Origin of the sequence: Psychrobacter cibarius, assembly GCA_030686115.1 — a bacterium.
Taxonomy (GTDB): Bacteria; Pseudomonadota; Gammaproteobacteria; order Pseudomonadales; family Moraxellaceae; genus Psychrobacter; species Psychrobacter cibarius_C.
In genome coordinates, this window is the sequence record CP131612.1 from 3,235,826 (window position 1) to 3,254,668 (window position 18,843).

At 44.5% G+C, this 18,843-nt stretch carries 16 protein-coding genes and 2 tRNA genes; 9 read left to right on the top strand and 9 right to left on the bottom strand.

Annotation, left to right across the window (positions count from 1 at the left end; all coding sequences use genetic code 11):
- Positions 1-45: 45 nt before the first annotated feature.
- Positions 46-435, bottom strand: coding sequence for a RidA family protein (locus Q6344_13775; GenBank protein WLG13645.1), 390 nt, complete (start codon positions 433-435; stop codon positions 46-48).
- Between the two features lie 157 nt (positions 436-592).
- On the opposite strand from Q6344_13775, the gene Q6344_13780 reads away from it, so the two are divergent.
- The 3 genes from Q6344_13780 to Q6344_13790 all read left to right on the top strand — a co-directional run bounded on the left by Q6344_13780 (position 593) and on the right by Q6344_13790 (position 4,098).
- Positions 593-1,498 (top strand): LysR family transcriptional regulator, encoded by a 906-nt coding sequence (locus Q6344_13780; protein ID WLG13646.1) that lies wholly within the window; start codon positions 593-595, stop codon positions 1,496-1,498.
- A gap of 109 nt (positions 1,499-1,607) precedes the next feature.
- Positions 1,608-2,402, top strand: a complete 795-nt coding sequence (locus Q6344_13785) for an ElyC/SanA/YdcF family protein (GenBank protein WLG13647.1) — start codon at positions 1,608-1,610, stop codon at positions 2,400-2,402.
- A gap of 172 nt (positions 2,403-2,574) precedes the next feature.
- On the top strand, positions 2,575-4,098 hold the full coding sequence (locus Q6344_13790) for a phospholipase D-like domain-containing protein (protein ID WLG13648.1): 1,524 nt from the start codon (positions 2,575-2,577) through the stop codon (positions 4,096-4,098).
- 67 nt (positions 4,099-4,165) lie between these two features.
- Here the strand turns inward: Q6344_13790 and Q6344_13795 are convergent, their stop codons facing one another.
- The 7 genes from Q6344_13795 to rsmH form a co-directional block, all read right to left on the bottom strand.
- Positions 4,166-5,143 carry a methyltransferase domain-containing protein gene (locus Q6344_13795; GenBank protein ID WLG15226.1) on the bottom strand — a complete coding sequence of 326 codons (978 nt, stop codon included), beginning with the start codon at positions 5,141-5,143 and terminating at the stop codon, positions 4,166-4,168.
- A 221-nt stretch (positions 5,144-5,364) separates the two neighbouring features.
- Positions 5,365-6,483 (bottom strand): phospho-N-acetylmuramoyl-pentapeptide-transferase, encoded by a 1,119-nt coding sequence (gene mraY / locus Q6344_13800; GenBank protein WLG13649.1) that lies wholly within the window; start codon positions 6,481-6,483, stop codon positions 5,365-5,367.
- A gap of 3 nt (positions 6,484-6,486) precedes the next feature.
- On the bottom strand, positions 6,487-7,947 hold the full coding sequence (gene murF, locus Q6344_13805) for a UDP-N-acetylmuramoyl-tripeptide--D-alanyl-D-alanine ligase (protein ID WLG13650.1): 1,461 nt from the start codon (positions 7,945-7,947) through the stop codon (positions 6,487-6,489).
- Positions 7,948-8,230: 283 nt separating this feature from the next.
- On the bottom strand, positions 8,231-9,940 hold the full coding sequence (locus tag Q6344_13810) for a UDP-N-acetylmuramoyl-L-alanyl-D-glutamate--2,6-diaminopimelate ligase (GenBank protein ID WLG13651.1): 1,710 nt from the start codon (positions 9,938-9,940) through the stop codon (positions 8,231-8,233).
- Between the two features lie 70 nt (positions 9,941-10,010).
- Positions 10,011-12,119 carry a penicillin-binding protein 2 gene (locus Q6344_13815; protein WLG13652.1) on the bottom strand — a complete coding sequence of 703 codons (2,109 nt, stop codon included), beginning with the start codon at positions 12,117-12,119 and terminating at the stop codon, positions 10,011-10,013.
- Positions 12,116-12,613, bottom strand: coding sequence for a cell division protein FtsL (locus Q6344_13820; GenBank protein ID WLG13653.1), 498 nt, complete (start codon positions 12,611-12,613; stop codon positions 12,116-12,118). The genes Q6344_13815 and Q6344_13820 overlap by 4 nt, the downstream gene beginning before the upstream one ends.
- A 248-nt stretch (positions 12,614-12,861) precedes the next feature.
- Positions 12,862-13,932: a 16S rRNA (cytosine(1402)-N(4))-methyltransferase RsmH gene (rsmH, locus tag Q6344_13825; GenBank protein ID WLG15227.1), complete on the bottom strand. Its 1,071-nt coding sequence runs from the start codon at positions 13,930-13,932 to the stop codon at positions 12,862-12,864.
- Positions 13,933-14,378: 446 nt separating this feature from the next.
- On the opposite strand from rsmH, the gene gltX reads away from it, so the two are divergent.
- The 4 genes from gltX (at position 14,379) to Q6344_13845 (ending at position 16,867) form a co-directional block, all read left to right on the top strand.
- The gene (gene gltX, locus Q6344_13830; GenBank protein ID WLG13654.1) at positions 14,379-15,908 is read left to right on the top strand and encodes a glutamate--tRNA ligase; all 1,530 of its coding nucleotides are present in this window, start codon (positions 14,379-14,381) and stop codon (positions 15,906-15,908) included.
- Positions 15,909-16,067: 159 nt separating this feature from the next.
- The gene (locus Q6344_13835; GenBank protein ID WLG13655.1) at positions 16,068-16,376 is read left to right on the top strand and encodes a hypothetical protein; all 309 of its coding nucleotides are present in this window, start codon (positions 16,068-16,070) and stop codon (positions 16,374-16,376) included.
- 192 nt (positions 16,377-16,568) lie between these two features.
- Positions 16,569-16,644 (top strand) — tRNA-Ala (locus Q6344_13840).
- A gap of 147 nt (positions 16,645-16,791) precedes the next feature.
- Positions 16,792-16,867 (top strand) — tRNA-Glu (locus tag Q6344_13845).
- 170 nt (positions 16,868-17,037) lie between these two features.
- Here the strand turns inward: Q6344_13845 and Q6344_13850 are convergent.
- Entirely contained in the window at positions 17,038-17,337 is a 300-nt protein-coding gene (locus Q6344_13850) for a hypothetical protein (GenBank protein ID WLG13656.1), read from the bottom strand.
- A 284-nt stretch (positions 17,338-17,621) separates the two neighbouring features.
- Between Q6344_13850 and Q6344_13855 the strand changes: the two genes are divergently transcribed.
- Together Q6344_13855 and Q6344_13860 are read left to right on the top strand one after the other, a co-directional pair.
- Positions 17,622-18,275 carry a LysE family translocator gene (locus tag Q6344_13855; GenBank protein ID WLG13657.1) on the top strand — a complete coding sequence of 218 codons (654 nt, stop codon included), beginning with the start codon at positions 17,622-17,624 and terminating at the stop codon, positions 18,273-18,275.
- A gap of 32 nt (positions 18,276-18,307) precedes the next feature.
- A complete protein-coding gene (locus tag Q6344_13860) occupies positions 18,308-18,766 on the top strand; it encodes a hypothetical protein (GenBank protein WLG13658.1) in 459 nt (152 codons plus the stop codon).
- Positions 18,767-18,843: the final 77 nt, after the last annotated feature.

Below are 18,843 nucleotides of genomic sequence, written 5' to 3' on the forward strand. Positions count from 1 at the left end.
AGCTTCCTTGATAAAGTATTAAAAGATGGAATATTAAAATTAGTTTTAAGGCACAGCGGCATATACAACCAGCTCAACCAGCATTTCTTCACGAGCCAGTCCTGCTATCACGAGCGCTGCCCGATTTGGATAGGGTGCTTCAAAGTATTCAGCATAAACTTGATTGACCGTTTTTAGATAGTCGCGATCGGTCACATAGATCATGACCTGTAGTACCGAATCCATACCAACATTGGCACATTCTAGTGTGTGCTTGAGATTGTCTAATGTTTGACGGGTTTGCGCTTCGATACCACCTGCAACCACATCACCATTTTCATCGATAGGAATCTGCGCGGTGTACAACGTACCATTGCAAGTGATCGCCCATTCTAGAGGGGCTTTAGACGCATAAAGTGAGGTTTTGATGGATTGTTTGGTTGAATGAGTCGTCATGTCGTCATATCCTTTGATCAATGATTGGGCAGCGATTGCTATAGAGTTATCCTACCCAAGTACTAACGATAAATCTAACTAATTAAATTTAGAATATGATAGATTTAATCTATCATAGACGATATCTTATATATTAATAGTGGTGAAGAATAAGCCTATGAAATTACAGCAATTACGTCACTTTTTATGCGTGGTAGAGGAAGGCGGCTTTCGGGCGGCGGCGGATCGCGCCAATCGCTCGCAAGCGGCGTTGTCTGCCTCGATAAAGGAATTGGAAAAAACACTGGGTCAGCGCTTATTTGAAGGAGGAAATAAAGCAACACTCACGCCTTTTGGCGAGACTTGTTTACCCAAAATCGAGCAGTTTATGACGGTTTATCAAGCGCTAGAGGATGATTTAAAAGGAGCAGCCGCTGGCGATAAAGGCAAAATAAGGATTGCAAGCGTGCCATCACTGGTGACAAAACTCTTGCCTAGCGTGTTGGTTGAATACTCCAAGAAATATCCTGATGTCGAGATTGTACTAATAGATGATAACTCTGTCGGTGTTGCCAATCGTTTATTGGCAGGTGAAATCGATTTGGCATTGGGCAACTGCACCAGTATCGATCAATCAAATATAGATTTCACCTTGCTCATATCTGACCCGATTGGCGTGGTCTGCTTAAAAAGCAACTCGTTAAATCAACCAATAAAACCGTCAAGAAACCATCAAAAAACAGGGCTTAAATGGCAACAACTCATGACCCAGCCTTTTATTTATAATGGCACTTGCCGATTGCTCGAAAACACCCCAGCCGAGGTGCTCAACCGTAATGCGCGTTACACGGTCGAGAATATTACTTCCTTATTTTCATTATTACGCAATGATCTTGGCATAACCACCCTACCGAAGCTCGCCTTTCCGTCGAATGAGCCAGAATTGGTATGGCTCGACTTACTTGAACCTGCCTTAGACAGACAAATTGGTATTTTTAAATTGGCAAATAAAACGATTTCACCGCCAGCACAAGCGTTTCATGAACTGTGCATTCAGTATGTCCAGAATCACTATATTTTATAAAGACAGGTTAAAAATAGATTAATAATGGGTTAAAACATACCTCATTACCGCCTACTTTTATAAGCCACTATCAGAAATTCCATTCACTTGAATAAAAGCGTCTTTCACTATGTCTAAAGGTTTAATTTCCGTTACTCGTGGCCTCTTATCTGTTATCGGCATCATACTTATCATCGATTGCGCTGCATTGATGGTCGTCGGTAAAGTTAATTTCGGCTCGGTTGTACCTTTTTTACTCGGCATGGTTTTTGTCATACATGGAATTTTTTGGCATGCAATACGCAGGTTTTGCGGCCAACATTATGGCTTTAACCGCCTTTGGTATGGGTTATGGGTTGTATTTATACTTTGGTTGTTGAGCTTCGCTCTATTTATTTGGTCATTACAACAGCAGATTGCGCTTAGCCAGCAGCCTGCACCGACAGTGGCAGCGATTATTATATTAGGCTCTGGCACGGTTGCAGGTAAGCCGACACCGACGCTCGCCAAGCGCTTGGACACCGCTGTGCCCCTTATCGAGACGCAACCAGATGCTTTGGTGATGACCAGTGGTGGCGTTGGTTTTCAGCGTACACGCAGCGAAGCCGATATCATGGCCACGTATTTGCATGAGGCACATGGCGTGCCATTCGAACGCATCTTACAAGAAGGCAAAAGTACCAGTACGGAAGAAAACCTCGCTAACAGCCGAACGTTGTTAGAAGCAAAAGGGCTGTCTATCACTGATCCTATCGCCATCGTTACCAGTGATTTCCATAGCATTCGCGCAGCCAGCATTGCGCGACATCAGGGCTATACACAACCCATCACCGTCGCCAGTCCCACACCTTTATCCATTCGTTATAACGCTTGGTTTCGCGAGTATTTTGCCTTTGTCAGTGGCTGGTTGTTAGGAGAGTATTGATGGAGGTGTATATTTCACCAGTTTGAACAAGCTTACTACTAAATATCATAGCTCCAGCGTTGCCGCATTGCTGTTTTTACCAATCAAAACGGTGGTAATTTTACAGTGCGTTATAATCAGTAAGAACCACTGATAAATACTGCAAATAAAAATAATAATGATGGAGCGCATTATGCTATTGGATATCTTTTTAACTGTTCATTTTATGCTGCTGATACTGATCTCTTTGCGAGTGCTTGCGCGCCATGATCTGACCTCGCCCGCTCGGCTCGCTTGGCTCGTGATATTGTTCATTTTGCCTTATCTGGGGGTTGTAATTTATTGGATGTTTGGTGAGGTGCATCTAGGACGCGATTTTACGCGCAAACGTAAAGAAATCATCGATAAATTAAGCGCACATAGTCCTGAAGTACTTGGTGATGACATCGCTTTGTCGGAGGCCATCAAACCTGAATACCAAGCGGCCTTTGCCTACTCTGCCAATGCAACTGGCTATCATACAACGGTGGGCAATCACGCAGAGCTGATGGCAGATGCAGCTGAGACGCGCAAACGTATGATTGCCGACTTTGATGCAGCGACCGATCATATTCATGTGCTGTATTATATTTGGCTAATCGATGGTATGGGAATCGATACTGCTCAAGCACTCATGCGAGCGGCAAGGCGCGGCGTCATATGCCGAGCAATGGTTGACGGTATGGGCTCACGAAAAATGGTCGGCTCAAAGATATGGCAGGAAATGATAGAAGCTGGCGTACAAGTCAGTGTTGCCCTACCAATTAGTAATCTTTTAAAGGTACTCATGTTTAGCCGGATTGACTTGCGAAATCACCGCAAGATTACGGTTATTGACGGCAAAATCGGCTACTGTGGCAGTCGCAACTGCGCCGATCCTGAGTTTCGTGTAAAGCCAAAATTTGCGCCGTGGGTAGACATTATGCTGCGGGTCGAAGGACCAGTGGTGGCACAGAATCAGATGTTGTTTGCCAGTGATTGGCTGACTGAAAATCCTGATACGCCGCTTGACAGCTTTCCTTATTTTATTGACCCTCAACTAAAGCAACAAAAATCCCCACAGCCAGAAACTGATAAGCCTTTGCCAATAACATCACCGCCACCTTTACCAGTCACATTGCCGCCAAAAGGCTTTGCTGCACAAGTTTTTTCTGATGGTCCTACCCAACGACGCGGCACCACACCGCAATTTTTAGGTGTCTTAATTGGTCAGGCAAAACGAACCCTGATTATCTCAACGCCTTATTTTGTGCCTGATTATTCGCTCGTCAGCATTTTGTGTGCGACCGCTTATCGCGGTGTACAAGTAACCATGATTTTCCCAAAGAATAACGACTCAATAGTCGTGGCTGCTACCAGTCACAGTTATTACTGGCAGCTGCTTGAAGCGGGGGTCAATATTTACGAATATAAACCCGGTCTATTACACGCAAAAACCTTGACCATCGATGGCGAAATCAGTCTGATTGGCTCGACCAATTTAGACTTGCGTAGCTTTGATTTGAACTATGAAAACAACATTGTGTTTAGCGATAAAACGCTCACAGCGGCCATCGTTGAGCGACAATACCAGTATATCGCTGATTCTGAAGAGGTCACTCGTGAGCAAGTTGAAAACTGGCCGTTATCTTATAAAATCTGGAATAACATTGTCGCCACGATGGGGCCTGTCTTATAATCCATTATTAGGGCGTGTCCTCAATTCAATTGATCATATCTAAACGGGCTAATGACCTTAAGCCATTCTATTCAGCTGCTGTCTTCTGCAAAATATAGATGACAAACTTAGCTTGTGTCGTAAAGGGTTCTGTTTCGACCGCTGCTAGTAGCGCCTGTTTTTTTTCATTAAGCGCGCGATAAGCATAAGGCGTCATGGTCATCAAATCAGCCAAATCAGCGGCTGACAACGTCATCTCGGTACTGACATGCTCCGTACCCATCAGCGTAAAGTATGGAGCCAATTCATGCAAAAACTTATCCGAATCATGCTCGCGGACGTTATCAAATAATGCTTCGCGCATCGTCGCTAGATGCCCGATATCTGGCTTGGCAATGATTAAATAACCGTCTGCAGTCAATACCTCATTGAACGCGTCTGGCAAGATAGGGCTAAAAATACTGCTAATACCCTTTATGCTATGCGCGCGTAACGGCAAATGGGCAGCGCTGGTAACAAGCGGATAGATAACTGCCGACTTGGTTGTCGCATTAGTAACACTGTCTTTAGCTTGCTGATACCAAAGACACCCCGCTACCTTACTGGCTTTTGCAAGCTCTACCACAGCAGGTTTACTGATATCTGCGGCGATGAGCGTATCCATGCCTGTCTGTGCCATTGCCTGCGTGTAATACCCTTCACCACAGCCAATATCCAACCAATTGATTGTCTTGCTATCCTTTTTAGTTATCGGCTCAATTGCTGAATCAGCGACCGACTCATTTTTCGCCAACAATTCCCTCATTTTTTGGCAAATAAGCGTCTGCAATGGCTGATAATGTCCAGCGTTTAAAAACCGTTTGCGTGCATCAATTGATTGCTGGCTATCGCCCGGTGCTTTGGATTTTTTTTGTTGCACGGGCAATAAATTAACATAACCCTGACGTGCCACATCAAATGGATGAGCCGTGTGTTTTGGGTGCAAGCTGCCATCGCAGCGCCACGTATCTGCGGCAGGCTGCATGGGTGATTGGCAAAGGGGACAAATAAATAAGCTCACAAGTATCTCAACGTCATCGCAATATGGCTGCCATTTTAACAAAATTCATGCTTACTGCGTGATAAAAGGCGCGATAAACAATGCAGGAAAGAAAATGCAAAAAACAAACTATCAGCAACCAAACTATCAGCAACCAAACTGTTAGCAAAAAAAAAGCCACCTCAACTAAAGTGAGATGGCTTTTGCATAGATGATATTCATATGAATGTTCGAGCGATGTAGCTGTATTAACGCAGTTTTAAGGTCATGAGCCCAAGGATGACGAGAATAATGGCAATAATCCAAAACCTTGCCACCACTTGCGTCTCTTTCCAGCCAATTTCTTCAAAGTGATGATGCAATGGTGCCATCCGAAAGACGCGCTTTTTACGCAGCTTATACGAGCCAACCTGTAGCATGACCGATAATGCTTCGGCGACAAATAGACCACCCATAATAGCAAAAGCAATCTCTTGACGGGTCATAACAGCAATCGTACCGAGCATCGCCCCGAGAGCAAGCGCCCCCACATCGCCCATAAACACTTGGGCTGGATGGGCGTTGAACCATAAGAAACCAAGCCCTGCACCAATCATCGAACCACAGACAATGAGAACCTCGGAGTTATAGGCAATATAAGGCACATGCAAGTAATCAGCAAAGCGTACATCACCTGATACATAAGCCATTGCGCCCAAACCTGCCGCGACCAAGACCACAGGCAAAATAGCTAAACCATCCAAGCCATCGGTTAAGTTGACGGCGTTAGAAGCACCATTAATCACAAAGTAGGTAAAGATAATAAAGCCAATACCAAATGGCACTGCCGAAAAAGGAATCATCCAATCTTTAAAAATCGGTAGCAGCAAATCCTGCATCTCACGCGTGGTCGCAATATCTAGCTGCAAGGTGGCGATATAATACAAAGACACACCGACGAACAAAGCACCCATAGAGAGCCAAAAGTATTTCTTGCGAGCAATTAAGCCTTTGGGATCTTTATACTTAATTTTTAGCCAATCATCTGCCCAGCCGACCGCGCCAAAGATAATCATGACAATGAGCAAAATCCAAACGTACGGGTTATTCAAACGCGCCCATAGTAAGGTGGACACGCCAATCGCACTTAAAATCAGCACTCCACCCATGGTCGGCGTACCAGTTTTCGCCAAATGCGATTGTGGACCATCATTGCGAATCGCTTGACCATATTTCAGTGCACGCAGACGTCGAATGACAGGCCCACCAAAAAACATGCTAAATGCGAGGGCGGTAATGACCGCGAGTAACGCTCGCAGCGTCAACGAAGAAACCGCAGAAAACGGCGTGTAATACTGGCCAAGCCAGCCAAACAACCAAACTAACACCGCCTACTCCTCGATTAGCGCATTGATAAGGGTTTCCATTTGCATGGAACGAGAACCTTTAAACAGCACCGTACAAGGCTGCGCCTGTTGCGCTTGCAAATACGGCTGTAAATATGCCAATAAGCTGTCTTTATCCGTAAACGCATGGGCATTGATGTCAGAAACCTCTTGTGCACCCGCCACGGTAAAAGGCGCGTATTCACCAACACACAGCAGTACATTGATGCCCGTTGTTGCAATGGTACGACCCAAGCTTTGATGCTCGCTAACCGCCGCCTCTCCCAGTTCTGCGATATCGCCCAGCACCATGACTTGCGTGCCCGTTTGCGCCGCTAGTACTTTTGCTGCCGCTCGCACCGAATGCGGATTGGCATTATAGGTATCATCAATCAAGCGATGCATGCCTAACAGCTGACTGTTCAAGCGACCTTTGGCAGGACGCGCATTTTCAAGCCCGACGACGATATCACTAACATCGATATTCAGTGCATGAGCACAAGCAGCAGCAGCTAAAGCATTATTGACATTGTGCTCGCCCGCTAGTGGCAAGCTGATATCATGGACTTGATTGCCGATATGCAGCTTAAATTCACTGCGCTCAGGCTCGACATCTAAATGGCTGGCACTGACATCAGTATTACCAAAACCAATCACGTGTGACGTATGCTTTTCAGCGATACGGCGTAATTGATTGGTAAAATCATCTTTATCAGGAACGATCGCAAATTGGCTGTCATTCAAGGTATGGTAAATCTCAGCCTTGGTTTGGCAAATCCCTTCACGGCTGCCAAACTCACCCAAATGCGCCGTGCCAATATTTAAGATACACGCGACATCTGGCTTTACAATCTCGGTAGTATAAGCAATTTCGCCAATATGGTTTGCGCCAAGCTCTAGAATAGCATAGCGATGATAGTCGGATAATTCGAGCAACATCATCGGCACACCCAAGTCATTATTTAGGTTGCCACGCGTGATAAGCGTTGGGGCAAGTCTGCCAAAGATACTACCCAGCATCTCTTTACAGGTGGTCTTGCCGCTAGAGCCAGTAATAGCAATAACGGTTAAATTTTGATGCTGTTGACGACGATACGCAGCCAATTGTCCTAGCGCCAAACGGGTGTCGCTCACCACTAACTGCGGAATGCTATTTGCATCAGCCGTAGCTATAGGGCGAGCGACGATAGCCGCAACCGCACCTTGCGCGATGGCAGTATCGATATAATCGTGACCATCAAAATTATCACCCGATAACGCTAAAAATATATCACCAGGTTTTATCGTACGGGTATCGGTGGCGATACGAGTGCTCATTACATCATCTACTGAAGTGTTTTCTGAGTCGGATTGCCCCTCACTCAGCTGCCAATGCCCATCGAGTACTGCGGTTGCTGCGAGCAGATTGTCTGCTTGCCAAACATACAGCCCTTGCGACTGAATGCTGTTATCGTTGTCGGCTGTCATAATGATTACCTTATATATGATGACTACTTATTTATTTTTTATAGTTAACGACTAGGGCGTGTCCTCAATTCAATCGATTATTATCTAAATGGACTAAAAATGGCTAAATTTTGCCAAAAATCGTCAACTAGCTTATTAATATTTCGATATTATTTGCGCTACTTTCCTTGTTTGACGGCAATTTATCTCATCTTTATCACCATTTTTAAAATGAGGACACGCCCTAATACTTTTTAGATATCATGAAAAACTAACTGTAAGCGCTATTATTTATCTATAAATGCTATACACGCCCTGCTTGTTTTAAGGCATTTTGCAAAATAACACTGTCGTCAAAATCATAACGAACATGGTTAATTTCTTGATAGGTCTCATGACCCTTGCCCGCGATAACGACGATATCATCAGGCGCTGCTTGATTGACCGCATACTCAATCGCTGCTTGGCGCGCAGGTTCGATATGGGTACGCTGATATTGCTCACTCGTCATGCCCGCTTGCATATCTTGCAAAATGATATTGGGATCTTCGGTGCGTGGATTGTCTGCCGTTAATACGACTTTATCCGCGCCTGCCAAGCCTGCTTGCGCCATCAAAGGACGTTTGCCCGCATCACGGTCGCCACCACAACCAAACACTGCCCACAGCTGACCCTTACAATGGGTCTTTAGGCTGGCAAGCACTTGGCTTAAAGCGTCTGGCGTATGCGCATAATCAACGATAAAGCAGCCATCATTAGACGGCACACGCTGCATACGTCCAACCGCACCTTGTAGCTGCGGCACCACTGCGGCAATACGCTCAAGGCTAATGCCTAAAGCGACGGCAGCTGCCATTGCGGCAAGCAAATTGGCAACATTAAAGCGCCCGAGTAATGGACTAACGATACCTAAATGATTAACTTCGCCATCGCCTAAATCTGTACGTAGCGTAATCTCGACACCTTGTAAGCTTGGTTTGATTTCAGCCGCAACAAAGGTCGCAGATTTTGATGGTTCTAAACTGTACGTCCAGACCGTTAAATCACTGGCATCTGCGGTGTCGAGCATAATCTGGGCATGTTCATCATCGATATTAATGATAGCGTGAGTCAAATCTGGAAAATGCGCTTTATCAAACAGTCTAGCTTTTGCTGCTGCATACTCTGTCATATCGGCATGATAATCTAAGTGGTCACGGCTAAGATTGGTATAAATCGCCACCGACACTGGCATACCTTGTAAACGCTGCTGATCCAAACCATGCGAGCTGGCTTCCAATGCCAATAACTCAGCATTCTCTGTACCCATTTGATATAAAAATTGCTGAACCGCTAAGGCATCACCCGTGGTATGGCTGGCTTGCACCAAAGCGCCAAGCCTACCATTCCCTGCCGTGCCCATAACTGCGCTGCTCATACCTGTCAGCTGCGTCAATTGCGCCACCAATTGACTGATAGTCGTTTTGCCATTGGTGCCTGTCACCGCTATGACAGTTGGCAAGGTCACGGGCTGCTGATATTGCAAACGTGCTTGAATGAGCGTTCCTAAAAAATCACGAATATTGGGCACATGTAAAACAGGGCAAGGCAGTGCTACTAATTGCTGCTGCGCCTTAGAAGCACTATCATTCGATAAAGTGATATCGGCGTGATTTGATACACTAGTCGTGCTAAGCAAAGCCGTGGGATCTATTTCTGATAGGATAAAAGCCGCATTTTCGGCGGCTTGATAGAGGTAGTCGCGACTTTTTTGACAGTTTGGTATGTGGCTTTTTAATAACACAAACACATCATTCGGCTCTAGCTGACGACTGTCTAAACGAAACTGCAGGAATGGAATATCAAGAAACGAATTGATTGGTTTTGAATCCACCCCAATCAATGTCGTCTGAGTCGATAGTTTTTGCAATGCCTGCTCTATACCTACACCATGCCTGCTATTGCTACTACTAGATTCAGTCAGCTGCTGCAAGGTGACTGGGCTGATGCTTGGCGACGAGGGTGACAGGGTCATGGGCAAATCCTATACGGTTAAAACACATCAAATAGTTAAAAACTAAGTATTAAAAAAAAGACCTCTACGACTATTGAGCGATCGTTTTTAACGGTTTATCTAAGGGTACATTGTATAAACGCAGCGCCTCTTTCATGACATTATGAAAGACTGGCGCGACTGTTAAACCAGCATAAATCTGAACACGTGGGTCTTCGATGAGCATCACACCTACTAATCTTGGGTTAGATGCGGGCGCAATACCAGCAAAAACGTTACGGTATTGATCCGTATAGTAGCCACCTTTTGGATTAACACGGCGCGATGTCCCTGTTTTACCAGCGACGCGATAACCATCAATCGCAGCACCTTTAGCCGTACCACCCGGTTCGGTGACACTTTCCATCATTTGTACGATAGACATCGCTTGCTCGTGTGCCATGATACGCTTGCTTGGCTGTAGCTTGTCATCTTTAGTGAGGGTCAATGGGTGCATCACACCGCCTGCCGCCAGCGCTGAATAAGCCTGCGCAACCTGCGCTAGAGTTGCTTCCAAACCATAACCATAACTGAGCGTAGCACGACGTGACGTTTCTTTTTCTTTTGGTGTGACAACCAGCCCACTACCTTCCCCTGGGAACTGTAGTGGTGTCTTTGAACCAAAACCAAATTGCCGTTGCATATTGGTAATGGCATCAGGCGGTAGCGACAAAGCAATCTTAGTCGAGGCGACGTTACTAGACTTCTGCAGTAGCGTGCCCATATTAATCATACCTAGATTGTTATGATCACGAATGGTATAACCACGGACACGAATAGAGCCAGGATTGGTATCGATTAAGGTAGTGGCAGTGTATTTTCCTGAATCAAGTGCCGCTGCAACCGTAAAGGGTTTCATCACCGAACCAGGTTCAAAGACATCGAGTAGCGCACGGTTACGTTGGTTTTCACCAGTCATCTCATTCAGGTTATTAGAATTAAAGGATGGCCATGTTGACAAGGCAAGCACTTCACCCGTTTGCACATCAACAATCATGCCTGTTGACCAGCGCGCTTTTTGCAAACGCCCTGCTTTCTCTAGTTCTTTATAAAGCAAATACTGCAGGCGCGAATCAATGGTCAACGCCACATCTTTACCTGGTATTTCTGGTTCAATCTGTTTAATTTCTTTTAAACTGTTTTGTTTGGCGTCTTTTAGCACCAATACTTTACCATCATCACCTGCCAGCTCAGTTTCATATTGGCGTTCGATACCAGCACGACCTTCGTAACCACCTTCAGGATCGCTGACATTTTGACCCATAAAACCCAATAGCTGCGAGTTTGGTTGTGGCTGCGGGTAATAACGTTGGAAAAAGTTTTTTTCATAGACGCCAGGAAAATCAAGGGTGCTGACACTTTGGGCAATCTCAGGCGTCACTTTATTCAGTAGCGGCAGATAGTGCGAGCCTGCACCCGATGGCAGTGCTGCTTTAACTGCTGCTTCATCGGTTACATCAATACTGTCATCGATGGCAGTAACTTTTTTCAGCTCAGTGACCGAAATATTCGCAGCCGCCGCAAGCGTGGTCAGATCCATGTTATCCAAACGCTTTTGCATACGCGCAACCAGCTGTGGACTCTCAGGATTGGTGATAATAATACGCTTAAGCTCGTAATATTCGCGCGCGTAATCATGCGGACTAAAAGAGACCGTCGCCAGTGGTGCACTGACTGCAAGTGGCAAATTATTGCGATCGGTAATCATACCGCGATAGGATTTTTGCGTGCGCACGCTAGTGATAAGCTCATCACCTTTGTCTTGATAAAACTGGGCATTGGCAACTTGTAAATAATAAGCACGGGCTATCAGCAAACCCAAGATAACCAATGCAATGACCCAAATAGTACGGAAACGGTTTTTGTCTTGCTCAAAACCGCCGCGAGAGGAAGCGCCAGACGCTTTACCCAAAAATCCTCTTTTATTTTTCAGGTTTTTGACACTGGTATAAGCGCCTTGCTCTTCACTTTTTTTCAATCGATCAAACAATTTAGCCTTACGGTTGCCAGAGGATTTTTTTTCAGCCGTACTGCCTGTTTGTCCCGATTTGGCCGCACTGGCAGGACGTAAGGGCTTAGTGACCTTACCGCTAGTTGGCTTTTTACTCGCATTTTTCGCGGTCGTTTTACCGTTATTGGCATTGGGTTTTTTATCACTCATTGTCCTGCCTCCGCTACCGTGGTATCGGTGATAGGAGCATCAGGCGATATATCCGTAGAAGCTCGTGGTTCGATAACGTCAGAACTATCCTCATCTGAGTCAGTATCGACGACTGGCACCTGTGCTGTGGCAACACCCGGCTGGATAATGAGCTTATCTTTTAGCGTCGGTGAAAACATGCCCAATTCAGCCACCGCACGGCTAGCGATTTGCGGCGTCGCACTAAAAGTCTGCTGTTCAATGAGCAAACGCTGATGTTCGACTTGCAGATTACGCTCTTGTTTTTTCATGTCTTGCAAGGTTTTATAATCCTGATGATATTGCTGAACGCCTTCGGCTGTTTTGATACCGCTCCACACAATCGCCACTGCTAACAGCAATAGCACCACTACATAGATACTAACCACATTAAATCGGCGTACAAATAGCTCGCCGATATCGGTGTTATGCGGCATTGCAGCGCGACGGTTTGCGGGTTTGTCAGATATTGCCATGACGCTCTCAAAAAGTGGACTTCAAGTATGAAAATTGGCAACTGTTTTAGAGCGGTAAGACGCTTTGTACAGCACCATCAATAAAGTAAAACCAAACGAAAAAGGAACAGCCGAGCCTAGCAGATAATGTTTACAGATTTTTAACAGCCGCGTAAGTATTCAGACTTTCTATCCTAACTAATTGCCGGCAACCAATCACCAGCAACGCAGCCAAACACCCTCTCTATAACATCACGCTACCTGTGTTATTACTCGACACTGTGTAGATAGTCGGTATCAGTACGAGTCGCCATGCGCAACCACGCACTACGCGCGCGTGGGTTTTGACTGGTTTCAGCTTTGCTTGGACCCACGCGTTTAGGCTTGCTAAAGTAGCGTGGACGCTTCGGCGGCATCGGCAAATTCTCATCCTCTGGATATTGCCCTTTGCTATGACGCTGCAAAAACTGCTTGATACGGCGATCTTCTAATGAGTGAAAACTAATCACTGCCAGCTGCCCGCCTGCTTTCAAAATCGGAATGCTTTGTTCTAAAAAGTCATCAACATCGCCAAGCTCATTGTTAATAAAAATGCGCATCGCCTGAAAACTTTGAGTCGCTGGATGCTTACCACGCTGCCAATTAGGATGCGCCACTTTAATCACTTCAGCCAATGCCAAAGTAGAATCGTAACTGTCCATCTGCTTAATAGCACGGGCGATACGGCGACTATGGCGCTCTTCGCCAAACTCATAAAGCACATTGGCCAAGGTTTCATCATCGACTTTTTCTAACCACTCAGCGACCGACTGCCCACGGCTGGTATCCATACGCATATCGACCGCACCGTCACGCATAAAACTAAAACCACGACTGCCATCATCAATTTGCGGCGATGAAATACCCAAATCTGCCATTAAGCCATCAACTTGCATGATACCCATTGCCGCTAGACTATCCGTCAACGTCGCAAAACTATCGTGCACCACTTTCACGCGACTATCGGTCTTTGCCAATTCACGCGCGACGCTAATAGCGGTTGGATCTTTATCAAAAACAATCAAGGTTGCATCATCGGCCAACTGGCTTAATAATAATCGACTATGACCACCACGCCCGAAGGTTGCATCAACGTAGACACCACTCATCTGCAAGCTATTTTGGTTGTCACTGCTTTGTTCTGCATCGTCTGTTTGCTTAGGTAGCGCTTTGACACCCAGCACTGCCGCGACGGTTTCTTGCAATAACACCGCATCATGAACAAAGCTCAATTCATCAGAGTTGGCTTTATCAGTGACAGGCTCTTGAGTCGGCTGATTAGTAGAGTCACTCTCTACCACAAAGTCGTTTTCCACAACAGACAGCTCAGCCGCTGATGCAGCATTAACAGTGGCTAAAGAAGAATCTATTTTAGAACCTTGCTTAGTATTCGGCGTAATTTTTGGCTTATTATTCAATATGGACACAAACGACTCAGTAGATGACGACCATTTTGGTCAGTAAGAGTGAAAAATCAGATGAAAATAAACAAGTTATGACTTGTCTAACATTATTATCGCAAGGATACACGGGTAGTCAAGCGCTAGACGGGCATTTCGTTAAAAATATTCCATCTCTCTGTTATACTAGCGCTATATTTTACGCTATTTTTCTACATTGACGGCTATTGTTTCATCCGTATTTTTTATTCAAACTTGTCATTCATATTTATCATTAGCATTTTTCACTGCTATTTTTTTTCATTTTTCACTGCCATATTCATTAACTAGCCTATTCTGAGAATTTTATGATGCAATCATCGACTTCAACTAACAGCACGCGCCCTGTCCGCACCCGCATTGCGCCATCGCCTACTGGCTTTCCGCATGTCGGCACCGCTTATATTGCCCTATTCAATTTAGCTTTTGCTAAAGCCCACGGCGGCGAATTTATTTTACGTATCGAAGATACGGATCAAACGCGCTCAACCGAACAATCTGAAAAAATGATTTTGGATGCGCTGCGCTGGGTCGGTCTCGACTGGGCGGAAGGTCCAGATATTGGAGGCCCGCATGCGCCTTATCGTCAGAGCGAGCGTAGTGATATTTATAAAAAGCACGCCGAACAGCTCATAGAAAACGATCATGCATTCCGCTGCTTTTGTACCAGCGAAGAGCTCGATGCCATGCGAGCTGCGCAAATGGCCAATGGTGAAACGCCACGTTATGACGGTCGCTGTGCCCATTTAGCACCTGAGAAAACTGCGCAATTGGTCAGTGAGGGCAAACCGCATGTCATTCGTATGCGTGTGCCTACCGAAGGCGTCTGTCAAGTACATGACATGTTACGCGGTACGGTTGAGATTCCTTGGACACAAGTCGACATGCAAGTGCTGCTAAAAACCGACGGCATGCCGACTTATCATTTAGCCAACGTTGTCGATGACCATTTGATGGACATCAGCCATGTGCTACGCGGTGAAGAGTGGCTTAACTCTGCGCCCAAGCATCAGCTGCTCTATGAGTATTTTGGTTGGGAGATGCCTGTACTTTGCCATATGCCACTGCTGCGTAACCCAGATAAATCAAAACTGTCTAAGCGTAAAAACCCAACCTCTATCACTTACTATCGTGATGCTGGTGTGCTCCCTGAAGCGTTGCTCAACTACCTCGGTCGTATGGGCTACTCGATGCCTGACGAAGCTGAGCAATTTACCTTAGAAGAGATGATTGCGAGCTTTGATATCCAGCGTGTGTCGCTCGGCGGCCCTATCTTTGATATCGAAAAACTAAACTGGCTCAACGCAGAATGGCTACGCGCGCTTACTCCTGAACAGTTAAAAAATAAAATCCTCGATTGGGCAAATAACAGTGACAAGCTTACGGCTATCGCAGCGGCAATTCAGCCTCGTATTGAGCTGTTATCTGATGCAGTTAATTGGGGTGGTTTCTATTTCCAGAACTTACCTAATATCAATGCTGAGAGCTTTACCCATAAATCACTCACCCCTGAACAAATTACTGAGATGCTGCAACTGGCGCTTTGGCAGCTAGAAACCTTGCCAACGTGGTCAGAAGAAAATATTTACGCCACGCTAAAAGGTCTTGCTGCCCATCTTGATATTAAAATGCGTGACTTTATGGCACCATTCTTTATCGCTATCGCTGGTAGCACCTCATCGACGCCAGTCATGAATTCTATGGCAATTATCGGCGCTGATATGACGTTGACTCGCTTGCGTCATGCAGTTGATGTACTTGGCGGTTTGGGTAAAAAGAAACTGAAGAAGCTTGAGAAACAAGCGGCTGAGTTGCCAGATTTTTTAGCTGCTGAATAGCTTGGCAGCTGAGTAATTCATCTACTAAACAATCGATTATCTGAAATTTATGAATTTAGAAGGGTCAGCCCAGTTCTGACCCTTTTTTTGTCATTAATAGGTACTACTACCCTTCAACTATTAAATACCCTTTATCAAACCTTTTAATTGGAAATAAACATGGCCGCCAAAACCGTCACGATAGAAAGCAAAGACTATGTCTTTAGCACGCTCAAAGAAGCACAGAAATACTATGATGCCATCGTAAAAGAGCTTTATGATGCAAAACTTATCCTGACAAAGGGTCAGGACTTTGAAGATTTAAAGTGGATATACACCACTTACTGTGGTTATACCAATCATAATGTCGATCGATTGAAAGAATCTGACATCGTTGGCTTTAAAGGAATCAGCACAGTACAACAAAAAGGGGGGGCAATATATCCCCACAGAATGTTGTGCCATTATTTTTTCAGATGGCAGTTCTAAGTGTACAGAAGAAGAATTCTTTACCGACAAAGCCATCAAAGAGATTGCCATCAAGCAAAATCCACGCTAATTTGGGCTTATTAAGTAGCTAAAATAGCTTTAAACGCTCTTTTTCGAATATTTATGCATTATTTTTAAAATAGTAGTTGACAAGACTGCCGCTCTTACATAAAATACGCACACTCTTAGCGAGGGGCTATAGCTCAGTTGGTAGAGCACTTGCATGGCATGCAAGGGGTCAACGGTTCGACTCCGTTTAGCTCCACCATACTATTTATTGCAACGCTCAGTACTACTGAAACGTAACCATAAATACTCGCTAGTAGGACGATATCAGCACCTAGGCAATGCTTACTTATTAAGCTATCTGATATTGTGAAGTACCGTTGTAACCATTGGTTATAACACTCTATGCGTCCCCATCGTCTAGAGGCCTAGGACACCGCCCTTTCACGGCGGTAACGGGGGTTCGAATCCCCCTGGGGACGCCACTATTCGGCGTCACTTATTAGCACTTTTGCTTAGCACCTTTAAGCATCAGGTTAGACTAATAAGCGAACAATAAAAAAGCCCAGTCATCATACGGTGACTGGGCTTTTTTATGTCTATTGGTTTTGTTATATCCAGTTCATTATAGTTTGGATAAGCTGAAATTAATATATCAACGATCATAACAAGAGACAAACTCTCTAATCGCCCAGCCCCAATGCCTGTATTCGCCCTTGTAATAGCCTTCTAAATATACCCACGGACGATTTTTATTATCATAAGTAGTATCTGTGACATACACCTCGCGATCATTACGCAGCTTATTAATAATCTTGCCATTAGGCTCGTCGCGAATGTTTAGTGGAGTACCCGTCGGATCTGTTACTTTGCAAACTCTCTCGGCATGCGCGGCATTTATCCCAACAGTCGTGGCCAAAACAGATACAGCAATGGTATAAGCCAAACGTTTCATCTCAAATCCTTATTATCAACAAATGTCTTATTAATCTCTGATATCTTATCAGAGTTCAGATTGCGGTATCTGCGATTTTATAAGATATTTACGTTTTATTGATTTCGATAAAGACTGAAGCCATAACCTGCTTTATGGTTTTTAATATCAGTATTTATTGAATGATTTATTCTATTGCCAACCCGTAAGATCCTCGCTACCATCAATCCTATAAGAATTTTATAAAATGTATAAATACTTTATAACATACAAATTTTTAGGCTTAACACAAGGACGTTTTAACCATGTTCGGGATTGAGAATTATCTAGGGTTTATTTTAGCCGCCATCTTGTTAAACCTGACCCCAGGCACGGATAGCATGTACATCATTACCCGTAGTATTTCGCAGGGGCAAACGGCAGGGTTTTATTCTGTGTTGGGTATTACTTCAGGCATTCTGGTGCATACGCTGTTGGCTTCGCTAGGATTGTCCGTGTTGCTGGCTAACTCCCCTACGGCATTTATGCTCGTAAAATATATTGGTGCCAGCTATTTGTGCTATCTAGGCGTCAAAATGCTCATAAGTAAACAACAGCCTTTGATAGCCGCGAGTTTGCAGGATGACGAGAAGCCAAAGCCCGTTCAGCCTTTAGATCACTGGCAAATATATAAGCAAGGTGTGCTCACCAATACCTTTAATCCAAAAGTCGCATTATTCTTTTTGGCGTTCTTCCCTCAGTTTATCGATACCAGTTATGCTTATAGCATGGTGTCGTTCGTCATTTTAGGGCTGACCTTTGCTGTCACTGGCTTTATATGGTGCTTGTGCTTAGCATTATTGGCGTCAAAATTCAGTGAAAACCTGAGAAAAAACCCCTCTATCGAAGCCATTTTAAACAAGATAAGCGGTGTGGTATTTATTGGCTTGGGAATTAGGCTGTTGACTGATAAAGGTTGAAACCATTGGAATAAATAGCAGAGGAAATAATAATGAACGATGATACTAAGCAAAAAATCACTTTATTACTTGAAGAGTTAATTAATACTCCATGCTCAGAGTCAAGGCAAGTAGCAATAAAGCGTGAACTAGACAAACTGTCTCCTGACCCATTTTGGAGTGACTATATATTCTGGAGTGATGAATATGTAAACGAAAATGGAGATATAAATTACGAGGCGTTGTTTGATAAAATTTCTGAGTATCCAAATTCTCATGAGTATAAAACAAAGAGTCGAATTTTAGAGTTGGCACAAAAACTTGTTATTAGAGATTTCTCTGATATTAGCGAAGTTGATATCGTAAATGAAATCAATGAACTGTCTCCTGATATCAACTGGACGAATTATCTTTTTGTCGATAAGACCTGCTTAAAAAATGACGGCAGCATCGATAAAGAAGCATTCTTAAATAAAATATTTAAGGAGAGCTGGAATGAAAACTTTGGATAGTTCATTGGAATAGATTTGCAGATACGTGTTTCCCTTTTCCCAGATAATAAAAAAGCCCAATCCCCTACTTTAACTGG